General features: G+C 69.5%; 15 protein-coding genes. 11 read left to right on the forward strand and 4 right to left on the reverse strand.

What is annotated here, in order from left to right:
- Positions 1 to 38 precede the first annotated feature (38 nt).
- Both IEZ27_RS34265 and IEZ27_RS34270 read left to right on the forward strand, forming a co-directional pair.
- Positions 39 to 1,316 (forward strand): amidohydrolase family protein, encoded by a 1,278-nt coding sequence (locus tag IEZ27_RS34265; protein ID WP_189651045.1) that lies wholly within the window; start codon positions 39 to 41, stop codon positions 1,314 to 1,316.
- A 30-nt stretch (positions 1,317 to 1,346) separates the two neighbouring features.
- The gene (locus IEZ27_RS34270) at positions 1,347 to 2,366 is read left to right on the forward strand and encodes a YihY/virulence factor BrkB family protein (RefSeq protein ID WP_229824599.1); all 1,020 of its coding nucleotides are present in this window, start codon (positions 1,347 to 1,349) and stop codon (positions 2,364 to 2,366) included.
- A 12-nt stretch (positions 2,367 to 2,378) separates the two neighbouring features.
- Here IEZ27_RS34270 and IEZ27_RS34275 read toward each other — a convergent pair whose 3' ends face one another.
- A complete protein-coding gene (locus tag IEZ27_RS34275; protein ID WP_229824600.1) occupies positions 2,379 to 3,308 on the reverse strand; it encodes a D-alanyl-D-alanine carboxypeptidase family protein in 930 nt (309 codons plus the stop codon).
- A gap of 267 nt (positions 3,309 to 3,575) precedes the next feature.
- Between IEZ27_RS34275 and IEZ27_RS34280 the strand changes: the two genes are divergently transcribed.
- A complete protein-coding gene (locus IEZ27_RS34280) occupies positions 3,576 to 3,800 on the forward strand; it encodes an SCO4848 family membrane protein (protein ID WP_229824601.1) in 225 nt (74 codons plus the stop codon).
- Here the strand turns inward: IEZ27_RS34280 and IEZ27_RS34285 are convergent.
- Positions 3,772 to 5,163 (reverse strand): peptide ligase PGM1-related protein, encoded by a 1,392-nt coding sequence (locus IEZ27_RS34285; protein ID WP_189651048.1) that lies wholly within the window; start codon positions 5,161 to 5,163, stop codon positions 3,772 to 3,774. The genes IEZ27_RS34280 and IEZ27_RS34285 overlap by 29 nt on opposite strands.
- A gap of 485 nt (positions 5,164 to 5,648) precedes the next feature.
- Here IEZ27_RS34285 and IEZ27_RS34290 point away from each other — a divergent pair, with 485 nt between their 5' ends.
- Positions 5,649 to 6,872, forward strand: coding sequence for a M20 family metallopeptidase (locus tag IEZ27_RS34290; protein WP_189651049.1), 1,224 nt, complete (start codon positions 5,649 to 5,651; stop codon positions 6,870 to 6,872).
- Positions 6,873 to 6,919: 47 nt separating this feature from the next.
- On the opposite strand, the gene IEZ27_RS34295 is transcribed toward IEZ27_RS34290, so the two are convergent.
- On the reverse strand, positions 6,920 to 8,800 hold the full coding sequence (locus IEZ27_RS34295) for a Xaa-Pro dipeptidyl-peptidase (protein WP_189651050.1): 1,881 nt from the start codon (positions 8,798 to 8,800) through the stop codon (positions 6,920 to 6,922).
- Between the two features lie 287 nt (positions 8,801 to 9,087).
- Here IEZ27_RS34295 and IEZ27_RS34300 point away from each other — a divergent pair, with 287 nt between their 5' ends.
- From IEZ27_RS34300 to IEZ27_RS34325, 6 genes are all read left to right on the forward strand, one after another.
- Entirely contained in the window at positions 9,088 to 10,155 is a 1,068-nt protein-coding gene (locus tag IEZ27_RS34300) for a BMP family lipoprotein (RefSeq protein WP_189651051.1), read from the forward strand.
- A gap of 96 nt (positions 10,156 to 10,251) precedes the next feature.
- Positions 10,252 to 11,859: an ABC transporter ATP-binding protein gene (locus tag IEZ27_RS34305; RefSeq protein ID WP_189651052.1), complete on the forward strand. Its 1,608-nt coding sequence runs from the start codon at positions 10,252 to 10,254 to the stop codon at positions 11,857 to 11,859.
- On the forward strand, positions 11,859 to 13,001 hold the full coding sequence (locus tag IEZ27_RS34310) for an ABC transporter permease (RefSeq protein WP_189651053.1): 1,143 nt from the start codon (positions 11,859 to 11,861) through the stop codon (positions 12,999 to 13,001). The genes IEZ27_RS34305 and IEZ27_RS34310 overlap by 1 nt, the downstream gene beginning before the upstream one ends.
- Positions 12,998 to 14,287 carry an ABC transporter permease gene (locus tag IEZ27_RS34315; protein ID WP_189651054.1) on the forward strand — a complete coding sequence of 430 codons (1,290 nt, stop codon included), beginning with the start codon at positions 12,998 to 13,000 and terminating at the stop codon, positions 14,285 to 14,287. The genes IEZ27_RS34310 and IEZ27_RS34315 overlap by 4 nt, the downstream gene beginning before the upstream one ends.
- Positions 14,284 to 14,679: a cytidine deaminase gene (locus IEZ27_RS34320; protein WP_125644377.1), complete on the forward strand. Its 396-nt coding sequence runs from the start codon at positions 14,284 to 14,286 to the stop codon at positions 14,677 to 14,679. The genes IEZ27_RS34315 and IEZ27_RS34320 overlap by 4 nt, the downstream gene beginning before the upstream one ends.
- 2 nt (positions 14,680 to 14,681) lie before the next feature.
- Positions 14,682 to 15,953: a thymidine phosphorylase gene (locus IEZ27_RS34325; RefSeq protein ID WP_189651055.1), complete on the forward strand. Its 1,272-nt coding sequence runs from the start codon at positions 14,682 to 14,684 to the stop codon at positions 15,951 to 15,953.
- A 99-nt stretch (positions 15,954 to 16,052) separates the two neighbouring features.
- Here the strand turns inward: IEZ27_RS34325 and IEZ27_RS34330 are convergent, their stop codons facing one another.
- The gene (locus tag IEZ27_RS34330) at positions 16,053 to 16,439 is read right to left on the reverse strand and encodes a MarR family winged helix-turn-helix transcriptional regulator (RefSeq protein WP_125644373.1); all 387 of its coding nucleotides are present in this window, start codon (positions 16,437 to 16,439) and stop codon (positions 16,053 to 16,055) included.
- Positions 16,440 to 16,574: 135 nt separating this feature from the next.
- Here IEZ27_RS34330 and IEZ27_RS34335 point away from each other — a divergent pair, with 135 nt between their 5' ends.
- Entirely contained in the window at positions 16,575 to 17,960 is a 1,386-nt protein-coding gene (locus IEZ27_RS34335) for an MFS transporter (protein WP_229824602.1), read from the forward strand.
- Positions 17,961 to 18,011 lie beyond the last annotated feature (51 nt).

Here is an 18,011-nt window from a genome sequence, read left to right on the forward strand (position 1 = left end):
GATTGCTTTTTAAAAAGCTTCTCGTTAAGCTTTTTGCCATGACAACTCTCCTGATCAAGAACGGCACCGTGATCGACACCGAGCCGGAGCCCGTGGTGCTCGGCCAGGTGGACGTGCGCGTCGAGGACGGCCTGATCGCCGAGGTGGGCCCCGGCCTGCCCGACGACCCGGACGCCGAGGTGATCGACGCCACCGGCCGGATCGTGTTGCCCGGGTTCGTCGACACCCACCGGCACACCTGGCAGACCGGCATCAGGGCGGTCGCCGCCGACCTCACCTTCGACGGCTACCTGCGCCGCATACTCAACGAGCTGGCCCCCGCCTACCGCCCCGAGGACGTCTACGCGGGCAACCTGGCCGGCGCGCTGGAATGCCTCGACACCGGCGTCACCACGCTGCTCGACTGGTCCCACATCCAGCTCTCGCCCGGCCACACCGAGGCCACCGTGCGGGCGCTGCGCGACTCCGGGATCAGGGCCGTGCTCGGCTACTGCCACGGCGGCGACCCGGGCGCGCTCGTCCGCGAGGGCCGCCGGGTGCACGACGAGCACTTCGGCGCGGGCGGCGGCCTGGTCACCATGGTCGTCGCCGCGCTCGGGCCGGAGATCGTGGACGAGGCGCACGCCCTGGCGGAGTGGCGTCTGGCGAGCGAGCTCGACCTGCCGGTCACCGTTCACATGGGCGGCCAGGGCCCGGACAGCGCCGCGCGCGGGCTGGCGTTCCTGGAGGCGAACGGGCTGCTGCGCCCCCGTACGACGTTCGTGCACGCCAACCACTACACCGACGAGGAGTTCAAGCGCATCGCGGGCAGCGGGGGCAGCGTGTCGGTCTCGCCGGTCGACGAGATGACGCTCGGCATCGGCTACCCCGTCAGCGGACGGGCCAGGGCGGCGGGCGTCCCGACCGGTCTCGGCATCGACACGGTGACCTGCGCGCCGGGTGACATGTTCAGCCTGATGCGGGCGGCGTACCTGCTGGAGCGCGGCCGTCCGGACGGCGCGGGCGCCGGCTTCACCACCCGGGACGTGCTGCGCATGGCCACCGTCGAGGGCGCCGAGGTGGTCGGGCTGGGCGACGTCGTGGGCTCGCTGCGGCCGGGCAAGCAGGCCGACGTGCTGCTGCTGCGTACGGACACGCTCGGCATGGCGGCGGCGCACGACCCGATCGCCGCGGTGGTGCTCAACGCCGACCCGGGCGCGGTGGAAACAGTGCTGGTGGGCGGGCGTGTGGTCAAGCGGGATGGGCAGATGCTCCACCAGGACCTGGCGGAGGTCCACGCGGCGCTGGCAGAATCGGCCGGCACTGTGACGAGGTGATCAATCGCCTCCGGCGGGAGGTGTGAGGACGTGTTGGCGAGTCTGACCGAGCGGATCGAGTCGGTACGGGCCTGGGGGCGCAGGACGCTCGACCACTGGCGCGTCCGCAGGTTGTGGATCGACCACCTGGTCAGGGCCGTACGCCGCTACCAGATCCAGAGGGGCGACCGGCTGGCCGGCTCGGTCACCTACTTCTGCTTCCTGTCCTTCTTCCCGCTGCTCGCGCTCGGCTACGCGGTGCTCGGCTACACCCTCGACGCCAGCAGCGCGACCAGGAAGGCGCTGGAGACCGCCATCATCGAACGGCTGCCCGGCATCGCGGCCGACCTCAGACTGGACCAGATCGCCAGCGCCAGGACGACCGCCGGCATCATCGGCCTCCTCGGCCTCCTGTACGCCGGCCTCGGCGCGATGGACGCCCTGCGCGCGGCCCTGCGCGAGATGTCGATGACCACCGTGCCGCCCCCGAACTTCTTCCTGGGCAAGCTGCGCGACCTGATCTCGGTCGTCCTGCTCGGGACGACGCTGGTCGCCTCCGCGCTGGTGTCGGGGGCCGCGACCACGGTCACGGACAAGGTGCTCGACGCCGTCTTCGGCGACAACTCGCTGCTCAGCACCCAGGGGTTCCGGATCTTCGTCGTGGTGGCGAGCGTCGTGGCCGACTGGGTGCTGTTCGTGATCCTGCTCGGCTGGGTGGCCAAGCCCGCCGAGCCGTTCAAGGTCATCATCCGGGGGGCGCTGCTCGGCGCGATCGGGTTCGGGCTGCTCAAGCAGGCGGCGAGCCTGCTGCTCAGCACCACGCTGAGCAACCCGATCTACGGCGCGTTCGCCGCCACCGTGGGACTGCTGCTGTGGATGAACTTCTCCGCCAGGCTCGTGCTGTTCGCCGCCTCGTGGACGTCCACCACCGGGTTGTGCCCGCCGCCGTCGCCGTCGCCGATCCCGTCGATCGGCGACCCGCTGGGGGTCCCGGTCGCCGACCCACGACCGCTGCGCGGCCCGGGCCCCGAGTGCAAGGGCGCGACCCCGCGCCCGACCTCGGAGCCGTGACCCGTACGGGAGTCAGAGGCGGGACCGGTTGCGCTTGCGGCGGATGCCGAAACCGAGCCAGACCAGCCCGAACAGCAGGCCGCCGCCGATCACGGCCGACCCGACCGTACGGGTGGAGTCGGTCTGCTTCGAGGCGGCGGCGTCGAGCAGCGGCGGCTGGGCGGCCGGCGTCACCCGCGAGACCGGGGCCGACGCCTGCGGGGCGGCCCGTACCTGGTCGGGCACGGGATCGACGAGCTGTCCGACCGGGGTCACCTTGCCCCTGACCGAGAAGCCCCAGTCGAGCAGCTTGGCCACCTCGTCCCAGAAGTAGCCCTCGTGCCGCATGATCGTGACGAGGACCGTGTGGCCGCCGCGGGTGGCCGCACCGACGAAGCTGCCCTGCGCCTTCGAGGTCCAGCCGTTCTTGACGCCGATCATGCCCTGGTAGCGCCAGAGCAGCTTGTTGTGGTTGCTGATCTCGTAGTAGTCCTTGGGTGCCGGAAACTTCGCGGTCTTTGTGCTGATATATCGGCGGAAATCGGGGTTCGCGAGGCCGGCGCGGGCGATCAGCGCCAGGTCGTACGCCGAGCTGCTCTGACCGGGCTTGTCCAGGCCGCTCGGCGTCTTCGCCACCGTGTCGTACGCCTGGAGCCGCTTGGCCTCGGCGTTCATGTCGCGCATGGTCTGCGGGACGCCGCCGTTCGTCTCGGCCAGCGCCATGGCCGCGTCGTTGCCCGACGACATCATCAGCGCGCGGAACAGGTCGTCCACCTTGTACGTCATCTTGGGCGTCAGCCCGACCGCCGTGCCCTCCTGGTTGCAGGCGTTCTGGCTGGGCCGGACCTTGCGGTTCTTGTCGAGCTTCGGCAGGAGCGTCAGGGCGGTGAGCGTCTTGAGCGTGCTCGCGGGCAGGTAGCGCCCGTGGGCGTCCTTCGCGGCGAGTACCTGGCCCGTCTCCACGTCCGCGATGACGTAGGAAGTAGCCTTGCTCTTGGGTGGCGCCTTGACGCCTTCCGGGTGCACCAGCCCACGGCTTCCCAGTGCGTCACCTCCGACCGGTGTCGTCGGGGCGGCGGTCGCGGTCCCGCTCGTGAGCGTGACCGCGGCGAGAAGTGCCGTAACCGGCACAAATTTCGTCCACATGGCGGTCTCAGCGTAGCTCCGTGTGAATGCCCATGTGGCGACACATTCCCCGGATGATCCGCCTTCGATACTGGAGAGATGACCATGTCACCAAAGATCGCCGGATTCCTCGTCATCCTCGGCGTGTTCATGATCGTCGAGTGGATCAACCTGGGGTTTAACTTGGCCGATGGGCACCCCACCGGCTTCTACGTCGTGCACGGGATCCTGATCGGGGTGAACGTGATCCTCGGTGCGGTGCTGGCGGTGATCGGATGGCGCGGTCTGCGCGAGGCCGGGATCAGGCGTCGCAAAGAAGGCGCCGGGTGAGCGCGTGCAGCTCGTCGGCCTCCTCGCGTGAGTCGCCGATGGTGGTGAAACCCAGTTTCCCGTACTCGGGGAGGGCGCCGAGCAGGTGGAAGACGTTGCCGGTACGCCGGTCGGCGTCGAAGCCGATGCCGAGCCGCCCGGCGGTGCGCATGACCTCGCCCGGCGCGCGGCCGCGCAGGCAGGGCGCGGAGCAGTTGTCGGTCGCGGTGTAGAACTTCGGCTGGTTCCCGGCCATGAGGAGACCGGTGGCCGCGTCGTACCTCGCCCCGGTCGTCAGCACCGCGGCCCCGTACGGGTGCGTCGTGCCGCCGATCCTGAGGTTGATCTCGCACAGCAGCGCGGCGTACCCGGCGTCGGCCTTTAGGGCGAAGAAGTCCATGCCGAACAGGCCGACCACGCCGCGCTCGGCCAGGATTCCGGCGATCCGCTCGGCCGACTCGCCCACCTCGTGCCGGTACTCGGGGGCGGCGGGGAACGTGCAACCCTGGTAGACGTCGTTGTTGGGGCCCCCGAGCACCTGGTCGTGGGTGGCCAGCACCGCGGCATGGCCCCCGGGCGTGATTCGGGCCAGGGCGCTCGGGTAGTAGAGCGGGCGATGTTCGATGAACTCCTCCACCACCGCCCCGCGATCCCTGATCTTCGTCGTGAAGCTCGTCCAGGTCTCCCCGGCCGCCGAAAATCGGGTCATCGACCGGTCGGCCTTGCTGACGATGGCGTTGCCGAGGCCCGAGTAGCCGTCGTTGAGCTTGACGATCACCCGTTCGCCCGGCAGGGAGTCGATGGCCTCGTCGATCGCGATGATGCTGTGCACGTCGCCGAAGCCGCGGGCCATGGGCACCCCGGCCTCGTGCCCGACCTCGCGGGCGCCGCTCTTGGAGCCGTAGTAGGCCAGTGAGGTGGCGGGGCCGTAGATGGGGACGTTGAGTAACGCGGCCAGCTCCTCCTCGGTCTCGCTGAGGACGAACGGCACCAGCCAGGCGTCGGAGTCGATCGCCGACCGTAGCCGGTCGAGGACGTCGGGTCGGCGCAGCAGCGTCCGGGTGAGGGGTTGCGACCAGGGCTCGTCGAGGCTGATGAGCCGCAGGCGCTCGGCGGCGTCGTCCGGGTCGGGAAGGAAGCCGAGGTAGTAGTCGATGATGTCGGGGTCGATCGGCGCGGAGGAGAGGTAGATCACCTTGACCCCGGGGGCCCGGAGCGTCAGGAGGAGGAAGAGCAGGCGCTCCTCGTACGATCTGGCTGCCGTGATGCGGCGGAGCTCGTCCTGCGGGAGGGAGAGCGAGGGTACGACCACCAGGGTCCCCTCACTCGGCTCGAAGATGCTCAACCCGGCATACTTCTCCCCGAACGGGATATTAGTGATCATATTGCGAGTGAAACACGCATTCTTCACAAATGCAGCAAGCGCTAAAGTGTCATGACCATGACAGAAGGTGACAGGATTCGAAATCGGTGAACACGTTTGGAAGTGGCGACATCGGGTCACGATCAACTGATCCCTTGTGACTATTTCCGGATCAGGTAGACCTGTGCGGAACGTGACCACCTGCGGTTACGGGCATGCTGTCAGCCAACTTTTGGTGTATCTGTCGGCGCGAAGCCGCACGGTAGCGATAAAGTCGAGGCATCGCCATCGGGCTCACGGCCAACCGCTGTGCACCCGGGCTGCTGCGACCGATGAACGCTAAGCCCGTGCTGACGACCTCGCACCGATACCTCCGGGTGTGGCTTTCGATTCGCCGAGCGGCCGCCTCAACCAGGTGGCAACCGCGGGATGGACGAATATTGAGAGCGTTATGAGCCGCCGTCGGGGTTGTGGACGCGCGGCCACGACGGGATGGATGGTGACATATGCGGGGACGTGAGCTGCGGGGGGAACTGGACGCGTTCCTGGCGGAGACCGAGCAGGAGCTGGTGGCGTTCCGTCGCGACCTGCACATGCATCCTGAGCTGGCCTTCGCCGAATACCGTACGACCCAGCGCATCGCCGACCGGTTGACCGCCGCGGGGCTGACCCCGTCGGTGTTGCCGCGCGGCACCGGCCTCATCTGCGACGTGGGCAACGGCGACGGGCCCACGGTCGCGCTGCGGGCCGACATCGACGCGCTGCCGCTCCAGGACGAGAAGGACGTGCCCTACCGTTCCACCGTCCCCGGCGCCTGCCACGCCTGCGGGCACGACGTGCACACCACCGTCCTGCTCGGGACCTCGATCTTCCTGGCCCAGCAGGCCGCGGCGGGGTTGCTGCCGGGCCGGGTCAGGCTGATCTTCCAGCCCGCCGAGGAGCTGCCCGGCGGCGCCCTGGAGGTCATGGCCCACGGCGGCATCAGCGGCGTCGACCGCATCTTCGGCCTCCACTGCGACCCGCGCGTCGACGTCGGCCAGCTCGGCCTGCGGAGCGGCCCGATCACCTCGGCCTGCGACAAGCTCGTCGTCAGGGTCTCCGGCCCCGGCGGCCACACCGCCCGTCCTCACCTGACGGCCGACCTGGTCTTCGCCCTCGCCAAGATCCTCACCGAGCTGCCCGCCGCGCTCTCCCGCCGGGTCGACCCGCGTTCCTCGCTCAGCCTCGTCTGGGGCCGGGTCGAGGCGGGCTCGGCGGCCAACGCGATCCCCGACGACGGCATCGCCGAGGGCACGATCCGCTGCCTCGACGAGAACGCCTGGCACGCCGCGCCCGACCTGATCAAGGCCCTGCTGGAGTCCGTCGCCGGCGCCTACGGCGTCGAGGCCGTCATGGACTACACCCGCGGGGTGCCGCCGGTCGTCAATGACGAGGTCAGCGTCGAGATGCTGGCCGAGGCGGCCGAACGGGCCCTCGGCGCCGGCGCGGTGGTGCCGACCCAGCAGTCGCTCGGCGGCGAGGACTTCGCCTGGTACCTGGAGTCGATCCCCGGCGCCTTCGCTCGGCTCGGCACGCGCTCGCCCGACGGCGTCACGTACGACATCCACCAGGGCACCTTCGACGTCGACGAGAAGGCGATCGCGATGGGCGTGCGGGTGATGGCGACCACGGCGCTGACCGCGCTGTGGGACGTCGGCCCGCTCGACTCGATCAGCACCGCCATGGCCTGAGCCCCGGTCCGACGGCCCGCCGCGCGACGCGGCGGGCCGTCGGCGTGTCAGGCGAGCCTGCCGAACACCACCGGCAGGCGCAGGGACGAGTGCCCCGGCGAGACGGTGACCCGGGTGCCGGCCGGGTAGCGCAGGGTGTAGTCGCGGTCGGTCGAGATGATCACCAGGCCCAGCCGGTGGCCCTTCTTGAACAGGTAGTCCTTGGGCTGGAAGTCCCAGGTGAAGGTGTACTCCTTGCCGGGGCGCAGCGGTTCCGTGCGATCGGCGCGGTGGCGGTTGCGCACGTCGAGCCAGCCCCGGGAGACGATCTTGTACGGGGTCGTCGCCGTGCCGAGCCGTCTGAGCGTCGTGCACCCGGTGTCACCGGGGACGCCCTCGCCGTAGCAGTAGGTCTGGCCGGTCGACAGCAGTGTGCCGTCCGGGCGCACGTCGGTGCCGTAGTCCACCAGCAACGCCGTCAGGTACGGCGAGGCGCCGTCCTTGAACGAGGCCCGCACCGACACCGTCGGCGTCCCGGAGATCCGTACGTCGGCAGGCAGTTCGCCGGTCCGGTACGCCAGCCGGTTGGGGTCGGCCCCGGCCGTCTCCACCAGTTGCTCGGCCGTCCTGGTGCTCTGGTCCACGAAGGACTCCCTGGCCGACAGCGGCCGGGGCAGCAGGCCGAGTCGTTCGCCCGAGGCCGGGTGGAGCGAGACCGTCGTCGCGCCGGGCAGCGGCCAGGAGGCGTGCTGCTGCCACTCGCCGACGCCGATCTCCACGTCGGCCTGCGGCTCGCGCATGATGCCGGAGTCGATGCCCTGGAGCCAGTAGTCGAACCAGCCGTGCAGCTGGCGCAGCCATTCGGCGGTGCGCAGGCTGAAGGGGTTCATGTGGGTGCCCTGGTGCAACCAGATCTTGCGGGGCACGTTCCGCTTGGCCAGGGCGTACCACCATTGGGCGAACTGCTTGCTCTTGACGTTCCAGTCGTTGAGCCCGTGCACGAGGAAGACGCTGGCCTTCACCTTGTTCACGTCGTTGACGTAGTTGCGGGCGTCCCAGAGCGGGCTGTAGTCGCCGGTGACCCGGTCCTGGTTCGCGGTGAGCGCGTCCATCTTCGCGCCGCAGACCTCGAAGCCCTTGTCCCTGGTCAGCACGAACTTGGCCAGCACGTCCAGGTCCTCGCCCTGGTAGCCGCCGGGGGCCAGCACGCCGCCGTTGGCGCGGTAGTAGTCGTACCAGCTGGAGATGGCGGCGATCGGGACGATCGTCTTCAGGCCCTCGACGCCGGTCGAGGCGACGGCGTTGGGCAGCGTGCCGTTGTAGGAGACGCCGATCATGCCGACCTTGCCCGTGGACCAGGTGGCGCTCACCTCGTTGCCGTCGGCGTCGAAGCCGCGGGCGCGGCCGTTCAGCCAGTCGATGGCGGCCTTGGGGCCCGCGGTCTCGTTCCGGTCGCCGGAGGACGGGCAGCCGGTGGCGCGGGCGCTGCCGACGTTCTCGACCAGGGCGATGGCGTAGCCGCGGGGCAGGAAGTAGTTGTCGTAGTAGCCGTCGAAGGGCTCGCCGGCCAGCTTGTCCGTCATCGACTTCAACGTGGGCAGCGGGTTGCCGTTCTCGTCGACGTCCACGGGATGGTTGGGGACGTCGTTGCCGGGTGCGTAGTAGGGGCTGGCCTCCATGATCACGGGGACCTTGAGTCCCTGGTCGGTCTCCTTGGGACGCAGGATGTCCATGGCGACCCGGTCGGGCTGCCCGTCGTCGTCGCTGTCGGTCCCGGCGACCTCGACGAACACCGTCTGCTTGACGGCGTCGGCGCGGGAGAAGACCGGCTGGGTCGCGTTGTTCTCGATCTTGATCGCGGGGGTGACGGCCGTCGCCGGGGAGGCGCCGCTCATGGTCACGGTGAGGATCGCGACCAGCGGTACGGCCAGTGCCTTCCAAGGGTGCATACGGGCTCCGATACGAAATTTCCACCGTTGATCGGAATCTCTGCCATGATCGACCGCTCGGCAAGGGCCCCTTCCATACCAAACTTGGGCAAAACTTTCCGGCGCCGCCCCAAGTGCCTGAACCCAGATTCAGGTCACGGACGCGCTTGATGTCGATAACGGAGCGGTTGCGACCCTGTGTGCCGGTTTGGTCTGCCCTGGTCAAGCAACTATCTTCCGTGCAGGTGCCGTACGTTTCTTCGCGCCTGCGATGAAGTTCGACGGCGAGGAAATGGAAGGGAGTCGCCTTGCTCGGCAAGCGATTCAGCAGGATTGCCGTCGGTTCGGTAGCCGGCGTCATGCTCATGGCGGCCGCGGCCTGCGGCGGCGGCGATGGTGGCACCTCGGCGAGCACGCAGCCGAGCTCCGGCGCGAGCAGCGAGGCCCCCAAGGGCGGTCTGAAGGTCGGTCTGGCGTTCGACGTCGGCGGCCGTGGCGACAAGTCGTTCAACGACGCCGCCTACGCGGGCCTGGAGAAGGCCAAGACGGAGCTGAACGCCGACATCAAGGAGCTGAGCCCGGCGGCCGACGGCTCCAACCGCGGCGACCTGCTGCGCCAGCTCGCGGACGCGGGCTACAACCCGATCATCGGTGTCGGCTTCGCGTACGGCGACGACATCAAGAAGACCGCCGCCGAGTACCCCGACGTGCAGTTCGCCGTCGTCGACTCGGCCTCCAACGGCCCGAACGTGACCGGCCTGCTGTTCGCCGAGGAGCAGGGCTCCTACCTGGCGGGCGTCGCCGCGGCGACCAAGTCGAAGAGCGGCCACGTCGGCTTCGTGGGCGGCGTCGAGAACGACCTGATCAAGAAGTTCCAGGCGGGCTTCGTGATGGGCGTCAAGTCGGTCAAGCCGGACATGAAGATCGACATCAAGTACCTCACCCCCGACGGTGACTTCTCCGGCTTCAAGGCCCCCGACAAGGGCAAGGTCGCGGCCGAGAAGATGTTCCAGGACGGCGCGGACATCGTCTACCACGCCGCCGGCGACTCCGGCCTCGGCGTGTTCCAGGCGGCGGCCGCGGCCAAGAAGAAGGCCATCGGCGTCGACTCCGACCAGCGCCAGACGGTCAAGGAGACCGACCTTCAGGCGGTCATCATGACCTCGATGCTCAAGCGCGTGGACGTCGGCGTCTTCGAGTTCGTCAAGGCCTTCCAGGGTGGCGCCAAGGGCGGCAGCAACACCGTCTACGACCTCAAGGTCGACGGTGTGGGCCTGTCCACCACCGGTGGCGAGATCGATGACATCAAGGACAAGCTCGACGCTGCCAAGAAGGACATCGTCGACGGCAAAGTCACGGTTCCGTCCAAGCCGTAATCTGGGTAGGAGAGACGACCGAGGGCCCGGAGTCCCCACTTCGGGCCTTTGGTCTATATCCCCCCCTTTCCGCCCCCATGCTCTAGGAGAGGCGTAATGAGCTCGGACACCCTCGCCGCGGTGCAACCCGCCGTAGAGCTGGAGGGCATCACCAAGCGTTTCCCCGGTGTCGTCGCCAACCACGACATCCGCATCACCGTCGAACCCGGCACGGTCCATGCGATCGTCGGGGAGAACGGCGCGGGCAAGTCGACCCTGATGAAGATCCTGTACGGCATGCAGAAGCCGGACGAGGGCACGATCAAGGTCAACGGCCGCGAGGTGACGTTCCGTACCCCCAGCGACGCCATCGACGTCGGCATCGGCATGGTCCACCAGCACTTCATGCTGGCCGACAACTTCACCGTGCTGGAGAACATCGTTCTCGGCGCCGAGCCCACCAAGGCCGGTGTGCTCGACACCGGCAAGGCCAGGGCGCGCATCGCCCAGCTCGCCAGCAGCCACGGCCTGCGCGTCGACCCCGACGCGCTGGTGGAGGACCTCGGCGTCGGCGACCGGCAGCGCGTGGAGATCCTCAAGGTCCTCTACCGCGGCGCCCGCATCCTCATCCTCGACGAGCCGACGGCGGTGCTCGTGCCGCAGGAGGTCGAGGAGCTGTTCCAGAACCTGCGCGAGCTCAAGGCCGACGGGCTGACCGTCATCTTCATCTCGCACAAGCTCGACGAGGTGCTGAACATCGCCGACGCGATCACCGTGATCCGCCGCGGCACCACCGTCGCCAGCGTCAACCCGGCCGAGGTCACCGCGCGCCGGCTCGCCGAGCTGATGGTCGGCAGCGAGCTGCCCACGCCGGAGACCCGCGAGTCCACCGTGCGCGAGGACGTCACGCTGAGCGTGTCGCGCCTGACGATGGAGGCCGGCGGCTTCCGTCCCGTCCCCAAGGGCACCTCCGTCGGCCTGTACGTCGACAAGCTGCGCGAGGAGGGCAAGCGCCTGCTCCTCGACGACGTCTCCTTCGACATCCACGCCGGCCAGATCCTGGGCGTCGCCGGGGTCGAGGGCAACGGCCAGTCGGAGCTGATCGAGGCGATCATGGGCATGCGTCCCGCCCACGGCACGATCACCCTCGGCGGCGTGGACATCAGCGCCTGGTCCACGCTGAAGCGCAGGGAGGCCGGCATCGGCTACATCCCCGAGGACCGCCACCGGCAGGGCCTTCTGCTGGAGGCGTCCCTGTGGGAGAACCGGGTGCTCGGCCACCAGACCAGGCCCCCGGCGCGCAGCGGCATCTGGGTCGACCGGCGTGCCTCCAAGGCCGACACCGAGCGCATCGTCAAGGAGTACGACGTGCGCACCCCCAGCGTGGACACCCTGGCCCTGGCCCTGTCCGGCGGCAACCAGCAGAAGCTGATCGTCGGCCGCGAGATGAGCGGCGAGCCGTCGTTCCTCATCGCCGCGCACCCCACCCGGGGCGTCGACGTGGGCGCGCAGGCCGCCATCTGGGACCACCTGCGCAACGCGCGGGCCGCCGGCCTGGCCGTGCTGCTGATCTCCGCCGACCTCGACGAGCTGATCGGCCTGTCCGACACGATCAGGGTCATCCTGCGCGGCCGGCTCGTGGCCGAACTCGATCCTTCCGACGTCACGCCCGAGCGGCTTGGCGGTTACATGACCGGCGCCATCGCCGGCACTGAGGAGACGTGATGCCCGCCGGGCTCAACCGGGCGCTGCTCACCGTCGCAGGCGCCGTCGTCGCCATCGTCCTGGCGATCGCGATCTCCAGTGTGGCGATCATCGCGGCGGGCGCCAGCCCGATCGACGCGTTCGCCGCCTTCTTCGACTTCGGCGAGACCGCGCGCTCGGTGTCCAACGGCATCGCGGCGTTCCTGAACCGGGCGGTGCCACTGTTCATCGCGGGTCTCGCGGTGGCGGTCGGCTTCCGCATGAACCTCTTCAACATCGGTGTCGAGGGCCAGTACCGGATCGCGGCCATCTGCGCGGCGTTCGTCGGCTCGACGTTCACCGCGCCGAAGCCGATCCAGATCGCGGTGATCATCGTCGTGGCGGCGGTCGTGGGCGGCGCGTACGCGCTGATCCCCGCGATCATGAAGGTGACCCGCGGCGTGAACGAGGTCATCTCCACGATCATGCTCAACTACATCGCCATCAGCCTGTCCTCCTACCTGGTACGCGGCCCGTTCACGGGCGAGCGGGCCGCCGGCCAGCTCACCACCACCACGCCGCAGCTCCCCGAGTCGGCCATGTTCCCCAACCTGAACTTCGTCTTCGACTGGTTCGGGCTGCTGCCGCCCACCCGCGGCGGCGGCGTGTGGGGCTTCCTGCTCGTGGCCGTCGTGCTCGGCCTGGTGATCTGGGTCGTGCTGGAGCGCACCCGCTTCGGCTTCAACGTCAAGGCCAGCGGGCTCAACGGCCCGGCCGCGTTCGCCTCGGGCGTCAACCCGAAGAAGATGGTCATCGCGGCCATGGTGTTGTCCGGCGCGATCGCCGGGCTCATCGGCCTGCCCGAGATCCTCGGCGACAAGGGCGCCTTCAACTCCAACTTCACCGCGGGTCTGGGCTTCCTCGGCATCGCGGTGGCGCTGCTGGGCAGGAACAAGCCCGTGGGCATCGCGATCGCCGCGCTGCTGTTCGCCTTCCTCGACCGGGCGCAGGGCGCGCTGCAGATCGCGGACGTGCCGTCGTCCGTCATCACGATCATCCAGGGCGTCATCGTCCTGCTGGTGGTGATCGCGAACGAGGTGACCAACCGCATCGCGTTGCGGCTGGAGGAACAGCGGGCGGCCCGGCAGCTCGGCACGAACAAACCGGTTGAGGTGGCAGCATGACCAGGGTCGGCAAGTACCATCTGGCGCTCATCGGCGCCGCCGCGCTCATCCTGCTGCTGTCGCTGGTGCGGATCATGTCCGGCCAGGACGACCTGACCTCCTCGGGCACGTTCAACGCGGCGCTGCTGCTCGCGGTCCCGATCGGCCTGGCCGGTCTCGGCGGCCTGTGGGCCGAGCGGGCCGGCGTGGTCAACATCGGCCTCGAAGGCATGATGGTGCTCGGCACCTGGTTCGCCGGCTGGGCCGGATACCAGTGGGGCCCGATGGCCGCGCTGCTCGCCGGGCTGCTCGGCGGTGCGCTCGGCGGGCTGATCCACGCGGTCGCGACCGTCACGTTCGGCGTCGACCACATCATCAGCGGCGTCGCCATCAACCTGCTGGGCCCCGGCATCACCCGCTTCCTGTCCGAGGTCCTCTACGGCGAGGGCACCTCGGCCAGCGCGAAGGGCGCCGGCATCACCACCTCGCCCGCGATCAGCTCGTCCGCGCCGGAGGTGAGCCTGCCCGTGTTGTCGGACGGCCCCGACCTGCTGGGCAAGCTGGAGAGCACCCACTGGTTCCTGCTCTCCGACCTCGCCGGCATCCTGCGTGGGGTCACCCACGACGTGAACGCGCTGGTCATCCTGGCCGTGTTGCTGCTGCCGGTGACGTACCTGGTGCTCTGGCGCACGTCGTTCGGGCTGCGGCTGCGTTCGGCGGGGGAGAACCCGTGGGCGGCCGAGTCGCTGGGCGTGAACGTCTACCGGATCAAGTACCTCGCGGTCGTCGTCTCCGGCGCCTTCGCCGGGCTCGGCGGCGTGTTCCTGGTCTTCGTCTCCAACAAGTACGTCGAGGGCCAGACGCAGGGCCGCGGCTTCATCGGCCTGGCGGCCATGATCTTCGGCAACTGGCGGCCCGGCGGGCTCGCGGCCGGCTCGTCCCTGTTCGGGTACGCCAGCGGCCTGCAACTGCGCAGCTCCGGCGAGGTCAGCGCGGTCACCTCGTTCTTCCTGTTCGGCTCGCTGCTGCTGCTGATCTACATCGCGCTCCAGGTCCGTAAGCTGGTCGCGCCGGGTCAGCCCGCCGAGGTCGTGGCGAGGGGCGTCAAGGACTACACGGTGATCGCCGCCGCCGCGGCGGGCGCGATCCTGCTGTTCTGGCTCTGGCGGACCGTGGAGACGCTGCCGAGCGAGTTCGTCTACATCACGCCACACGTGCTCACGCTGCTCGTGCTCCTGGTCGCTTCGCAACACCTGCGGATGCCCAAGGCCGACGGCGTGCGCTTCCGCCGGGGGGATCAACATTGAACATCGACTGGGACGGCCTGCGCGACGAGGCGTCCGCGGCCATGCGCAACGCGTACGCGCCGTACTCCAAGTTCCCGGTGGGGGCGGCGGCGCTGGTCGACGACGGCCGGATCGTCACGGGCTGCAACGTCGAGAACGCCTCGTACGGCCTCGGCCTGTGCGCCGAGTGCGGCCTGGTGTCCGCGCTGCACATGTCGGGCGGCGGCCGGCTGGTGGCCTTCACCTGCGTGGACGGTCACGGCGAGCTGCTCATGCCGTGCGGACGCTGCCGCCAGGTCCTGTACGAGTTCGGCGGTGAGGACCTGCTGGTCGAGACCGTCGACGGCCCCAAGCGCATGGCCGAGATCCTGCCGTACGCGTTCGGCCCCGACGACCTCAGCAGGAGCACCTGATCATGGACGCCATCGAGGTCATCCGCGCCAAGCGGGACGGCGTCGAGCTGTCGGCCGCCCAGATCGACTGGGTGATCGCCGCCTACACGCGCGGCGACGTGGCCGACGAGCAGATGTCCGCGCTCGCCATGGCCATCCTGCTCAACGGCATGAACCGGCGCGAGATCGCCGACTGGACGCAGGCCATGATCCGCTCGGGCGAGCGTATGGACTGGTCGATGCTCGACCGGCCCACGGCCGACAAACACTCCACGGGCGGCGTGGGCGACAAGATCACGTTGCCGCTGGCGCCGCTGGTGGCCGCGTGCGGCGCGTACGTCCCGCAGCTCTCCGGACGCGGCCTCGGCCACACCGGCGGCACGCTCGACAAGCTGGAGTCCATCCCCGGCTGGCTGGCCTCGCTCTCCAACGACCAGATGCTGCACGTCCTGCGCACGGCCGGAGCGGTGGTCTGCGCGGCCGGCTCGGGTCTGGCCCCGGCCGACAAGAAGTTGTACGCGCTGCGCGACGTCACCGGCACCGTCGAGTCGATCCCGCTGATCGCCTCGTCGATCATGTCGAAGAAGATCGCCGAGGGCACCGGCTCGCTGGTGCTCGACGTGAAGGTGGGCTCCGGGGCGTTCATGAAGACGACCGAGGCGGCCCGCGAGCTGGCCGAGACCATGGTCGCGCTCGGGAGCGACGCGGGCGTGCGTACGGTCGCCCTGCTGACGGCCATGGACCGGCCGCTCGGGCGGGCCGTGGGCAACGCGCTGGAGGTCGAGGAGTCGATCGAGGTGCTGGCCGGCGGCGGGCCGTCCGACGTGGTCGAGCTGACCGTACGCCTGGCGCGCGAGATGCTGGAGGCCGCCGGGGTCGCCGGCAAGGACCCGGCCGACGCGCTGCGTGACGGGTCGGCCATGGACGCCTGGCGGCGGATGATCTCCGCCCAGGGCGGCAACCCGGACGCGATCCTGCCTCGCGCGGCCGAGACCGTGACGGTCCAGGCGCCGTCGTCCGGGGTGCTGGCCCACCTGGACGCGTACGCGGTGGGGCTGGCCGCCTGGCGGCTCGGCGCCGGACGGGCGCGCAAGGAGGACCCGGTGTCGTTCGGCGCGGGGATCATGCTGCACGCCAAGCCCGGTGACCTGGTACGCGAGGGACAGCCGCTGATGACGCTGCACGCGGACGAGACGGCCCGGTTCGAGCGGGCACTGGACGCGCTGGACGGCGGCTACGAGGTGGCCGACGCGGCCCGCGACCTCCTGCCCCTGGTCATCGACCGCATCGGCTGACCCGCGGGGCGGGGTTTCGCCGGACCACTCCGGAAAGACCCGCGCACGGCGGCCGGCCCGACGAGGGCCCGGCCGCCCGTGTGTTCTCCGGCGTGTTCGTCAGGGAACGGGGACCGGGGTGTCGGCGAAGACGTCGTTGAGGACGGCGCGCTGCGTGGGCAGGGCCTGGGCGTGCCGGGTGCGGCCCTCGTCGGTGATGCAGACGAACACGCCCCGGCGGTCGGAGTCGCAGGTGCCGCGGGTGACGAGCCCGCTCTTCTCCAGCCTGGCCACGACCCTGGACAGGGCGCTCTGGCTCAGGTGGACCTCCTCGCAGAGCTCCTGGATGCGCAACTGCTTGTCGTGGTGGACGATCCGGTCGAGCACCTCGAACTCACTGGGCCCGATCCCATGATGCTCGCCCAGCTCCCGCTCCAGCGCGCACATGGCCTTCGCGTGTTTGGCCAGGACGTAATGCCAGGTCTCGACCACGAACTCCTCGTCCATGTCGCGGAGGTTACCATCTCGCGAAGATTCATGCAACGGCATTAAATGCGCTTGCATTAGATGCGGGCGCATGTATTGTTCTGACCCATGTCCTCTTCCTCATCCCGTTGGGGCGCGCTCGCCGTGCTCTGTGCAGTGATCTTCCTTGACGCCCTTGACGTCTCGATGGTGGGTGTCGCCCTGCCCGCCATCCAGCACGACCTGGGCCTCAGCACTTCTTCCCTGCAGTGGGTGGTCAGCGGCTACGTGCTCGGTTACGGCGGTCTTCTGTTGCTCGGGGGCAGGACCGCCGACCTGCTCGGGCGGCGCAGGGTGTTCCTGGTCGCTCTGGGCGTCTTCGCCGTCGCGTCGTTGCTGGGCGGTGTCGTGGACGACGGAGGGCTGTTGATCGCGGCTCGCTTCGTCAAGGGTGTGGCCGCCGCGTTCACCGCGCCCGCCGCTTTGTCGATCATCACCACCACGTTTCCGGAGGGCCCGGAGCGCAACAAGGCATTGAGCATCTTCACCGCCTGCGCCGCGAGCGGATACTCGCTGGGCCTCGTGCTCTCCGGTCTGCTGACCGGGCTCGGCTGGCAGTGGACGCTCCTCATGCCGGTGCCGGTCGCGGTCATCGCGCTGATCGCCGCGTTGAAGGTGCTGCCGAAGGGCCGGGAGGAGCGCGCGGAAGGCGGTCACGACCTCATCGGCGCCGTGCTGATCACCGCCTCGATGTTGCTGCTGGTCTTCACCGTCGTGCAGGCTCCCGAGGTCGGCTGGGCCTCGTTCCGGACGATCGGCTCGCTGGTGGCCGTCGCGGTGCTGCTCGGCCTGTTCGTCCTCACCGAGCTGCGGTTGAAGCACCCGCTGGTGCGGCTCGGCATCCTGCGCTCGGGCCACATCGTCCGCGCCAACCTCGGGCTGCTCATCCTGATGGGTTCGTACGTGGCCTTCCAGTTCGTGGCCATGCAGTACTTCCAGAACCTGCTGCACTGGTCGGCGCTCGGCACGGCCATGGCGTTCCTGCCCGCGGGCCTGCTCGTCGCGGTCACCTCGACCAAGATGGGCGACTTCGCCGACAGGTTCGGCACCGGCAAGCTGATCGTCATCGGCGCCGCGGCCCTGGCCGGCGGGTACGCGATCTTCCTGGGCATCGACGAGACGCCGAGCCTGGGCGCCATGGTGATCCCCGGCATGGTCCTGCTGGGCGTGGCGTTCGCGCTGTCCTTCCCCGCGCTGAACATCCAGGCCACCAACGGCGTGCACGACGACGAGCAGGGCCTGGCCTCCGGGCTGCTCAACACCTCCGGCCAGGTCGGCGGCGCGATCGTGCTGGCCGTGGTGACCGCCGTGATGACCTCGGGCGGGAACGGCGAGACGCTGTCGATCGGCGCGCTGCGCTCGGCGATCGTGGTCTCGCTGGTGCTGGCCCTGGTCGGGCTGGCGATCTCGGCCACCGGGCTGCGCTCGCGCCGGGCCGCCGCCGAGGTCGAGGCCGAGGTCGAGGCCGAACGGGAGGGCGTGAAGGTCGTCGAGGCCGTCTGATCCGTGCTGATCGGGTCGCCTGGTCCGTGATCGGGAGGAGGGTTCCGCCGG

It is taken from the genome of Nonomuraea spiralis, assembly GCF_014648435.1.
GTDB lineage: Bacteria > Actinomycetota > Actinomycetes > Streptosporangiales > Streptosporangiaceae > Nonomuraea > Nonomuraea spiralis.

What these genes read in the sequence shown, in the direction of transcription:
- IEZ27_RS34265 (WP_189651045.1), top strand. Translation starts at nt 39, where the DNA reads ATGACAACTCTCCTGATCAAGAACGGCACCGTGATCGACACCGAGCCG.
- IEZ27_RS34280 (WP_229824601.1), top strand. Translation starts at nt 3,576, where the DNA reads ATGTCACCAAAGATCGCCGGATTCCTCGTCATCCTCGGCGTGTTCATG.
- IEZ27_RS34285 (WP_189651048.1), bottom strand. Translation starts at nt 5,163, where the DNA reads ATGATCACTAATATCCCGTTCGGGGAGAAGTATGCCGGGTTGAGCATC.
- IEZ27_RS34290 (WP_189651049.1), top strand. Translation starts at nt 5,649, where the DNA reads ATGCGGGGACGTGAGCTGCGGGGGGAACTGGACGCGTTCCTGGCGGAG.
- IEZ27_RS34295 (WP_189651050.1), bottom strand. Translation starts at nt 8,800, where the DNA reads ATGCACCCTTGGAAGGCACTGGCCGTACCGCTGGTCGCGATCCTCACC.
- IEZ27_RS34305 (WP_189651052.1), top strand. Translation starts at nt 10,252, where the DNA reads ATGAGCTCGGACACCCTCGCCGCGGTGCAACCCGCCGTAGAGCTGGAG.
- IEZ27_RS34310 (WP_189651053.1), top strand. Translation starts at nt 11,859, where the DNA reads ATGCCCGCCGGGCTCAACCGGGCGCTGCTCACCGTCGCAGGCGCCGTC.
- IEZ27_RS34315 (WP_189651054.1), top strand. Translation starts at nt 12,998, where the DNA reads ATGACCAGGGTCGGCAAGTACCATCTGGCGCTCATCGGCGCCGCCGCG.
- IEZ27_RS34325 (WP_189651055.1), top strand. Translation starts at nt 14,682, where the DNA reads ATGGACGCCATCGAGGTCATCCGCGCCAAGCGGGACGGCGTCGAGCTG.
- IEZ27_RS34330 (WP_125644373.1), bottom strand. Translation starts at nt 16,439, where the DNA reads ATGGACGAGGAGTTCGTGGTCGAGACCTGGCATTACGTCCTGGCCAAA.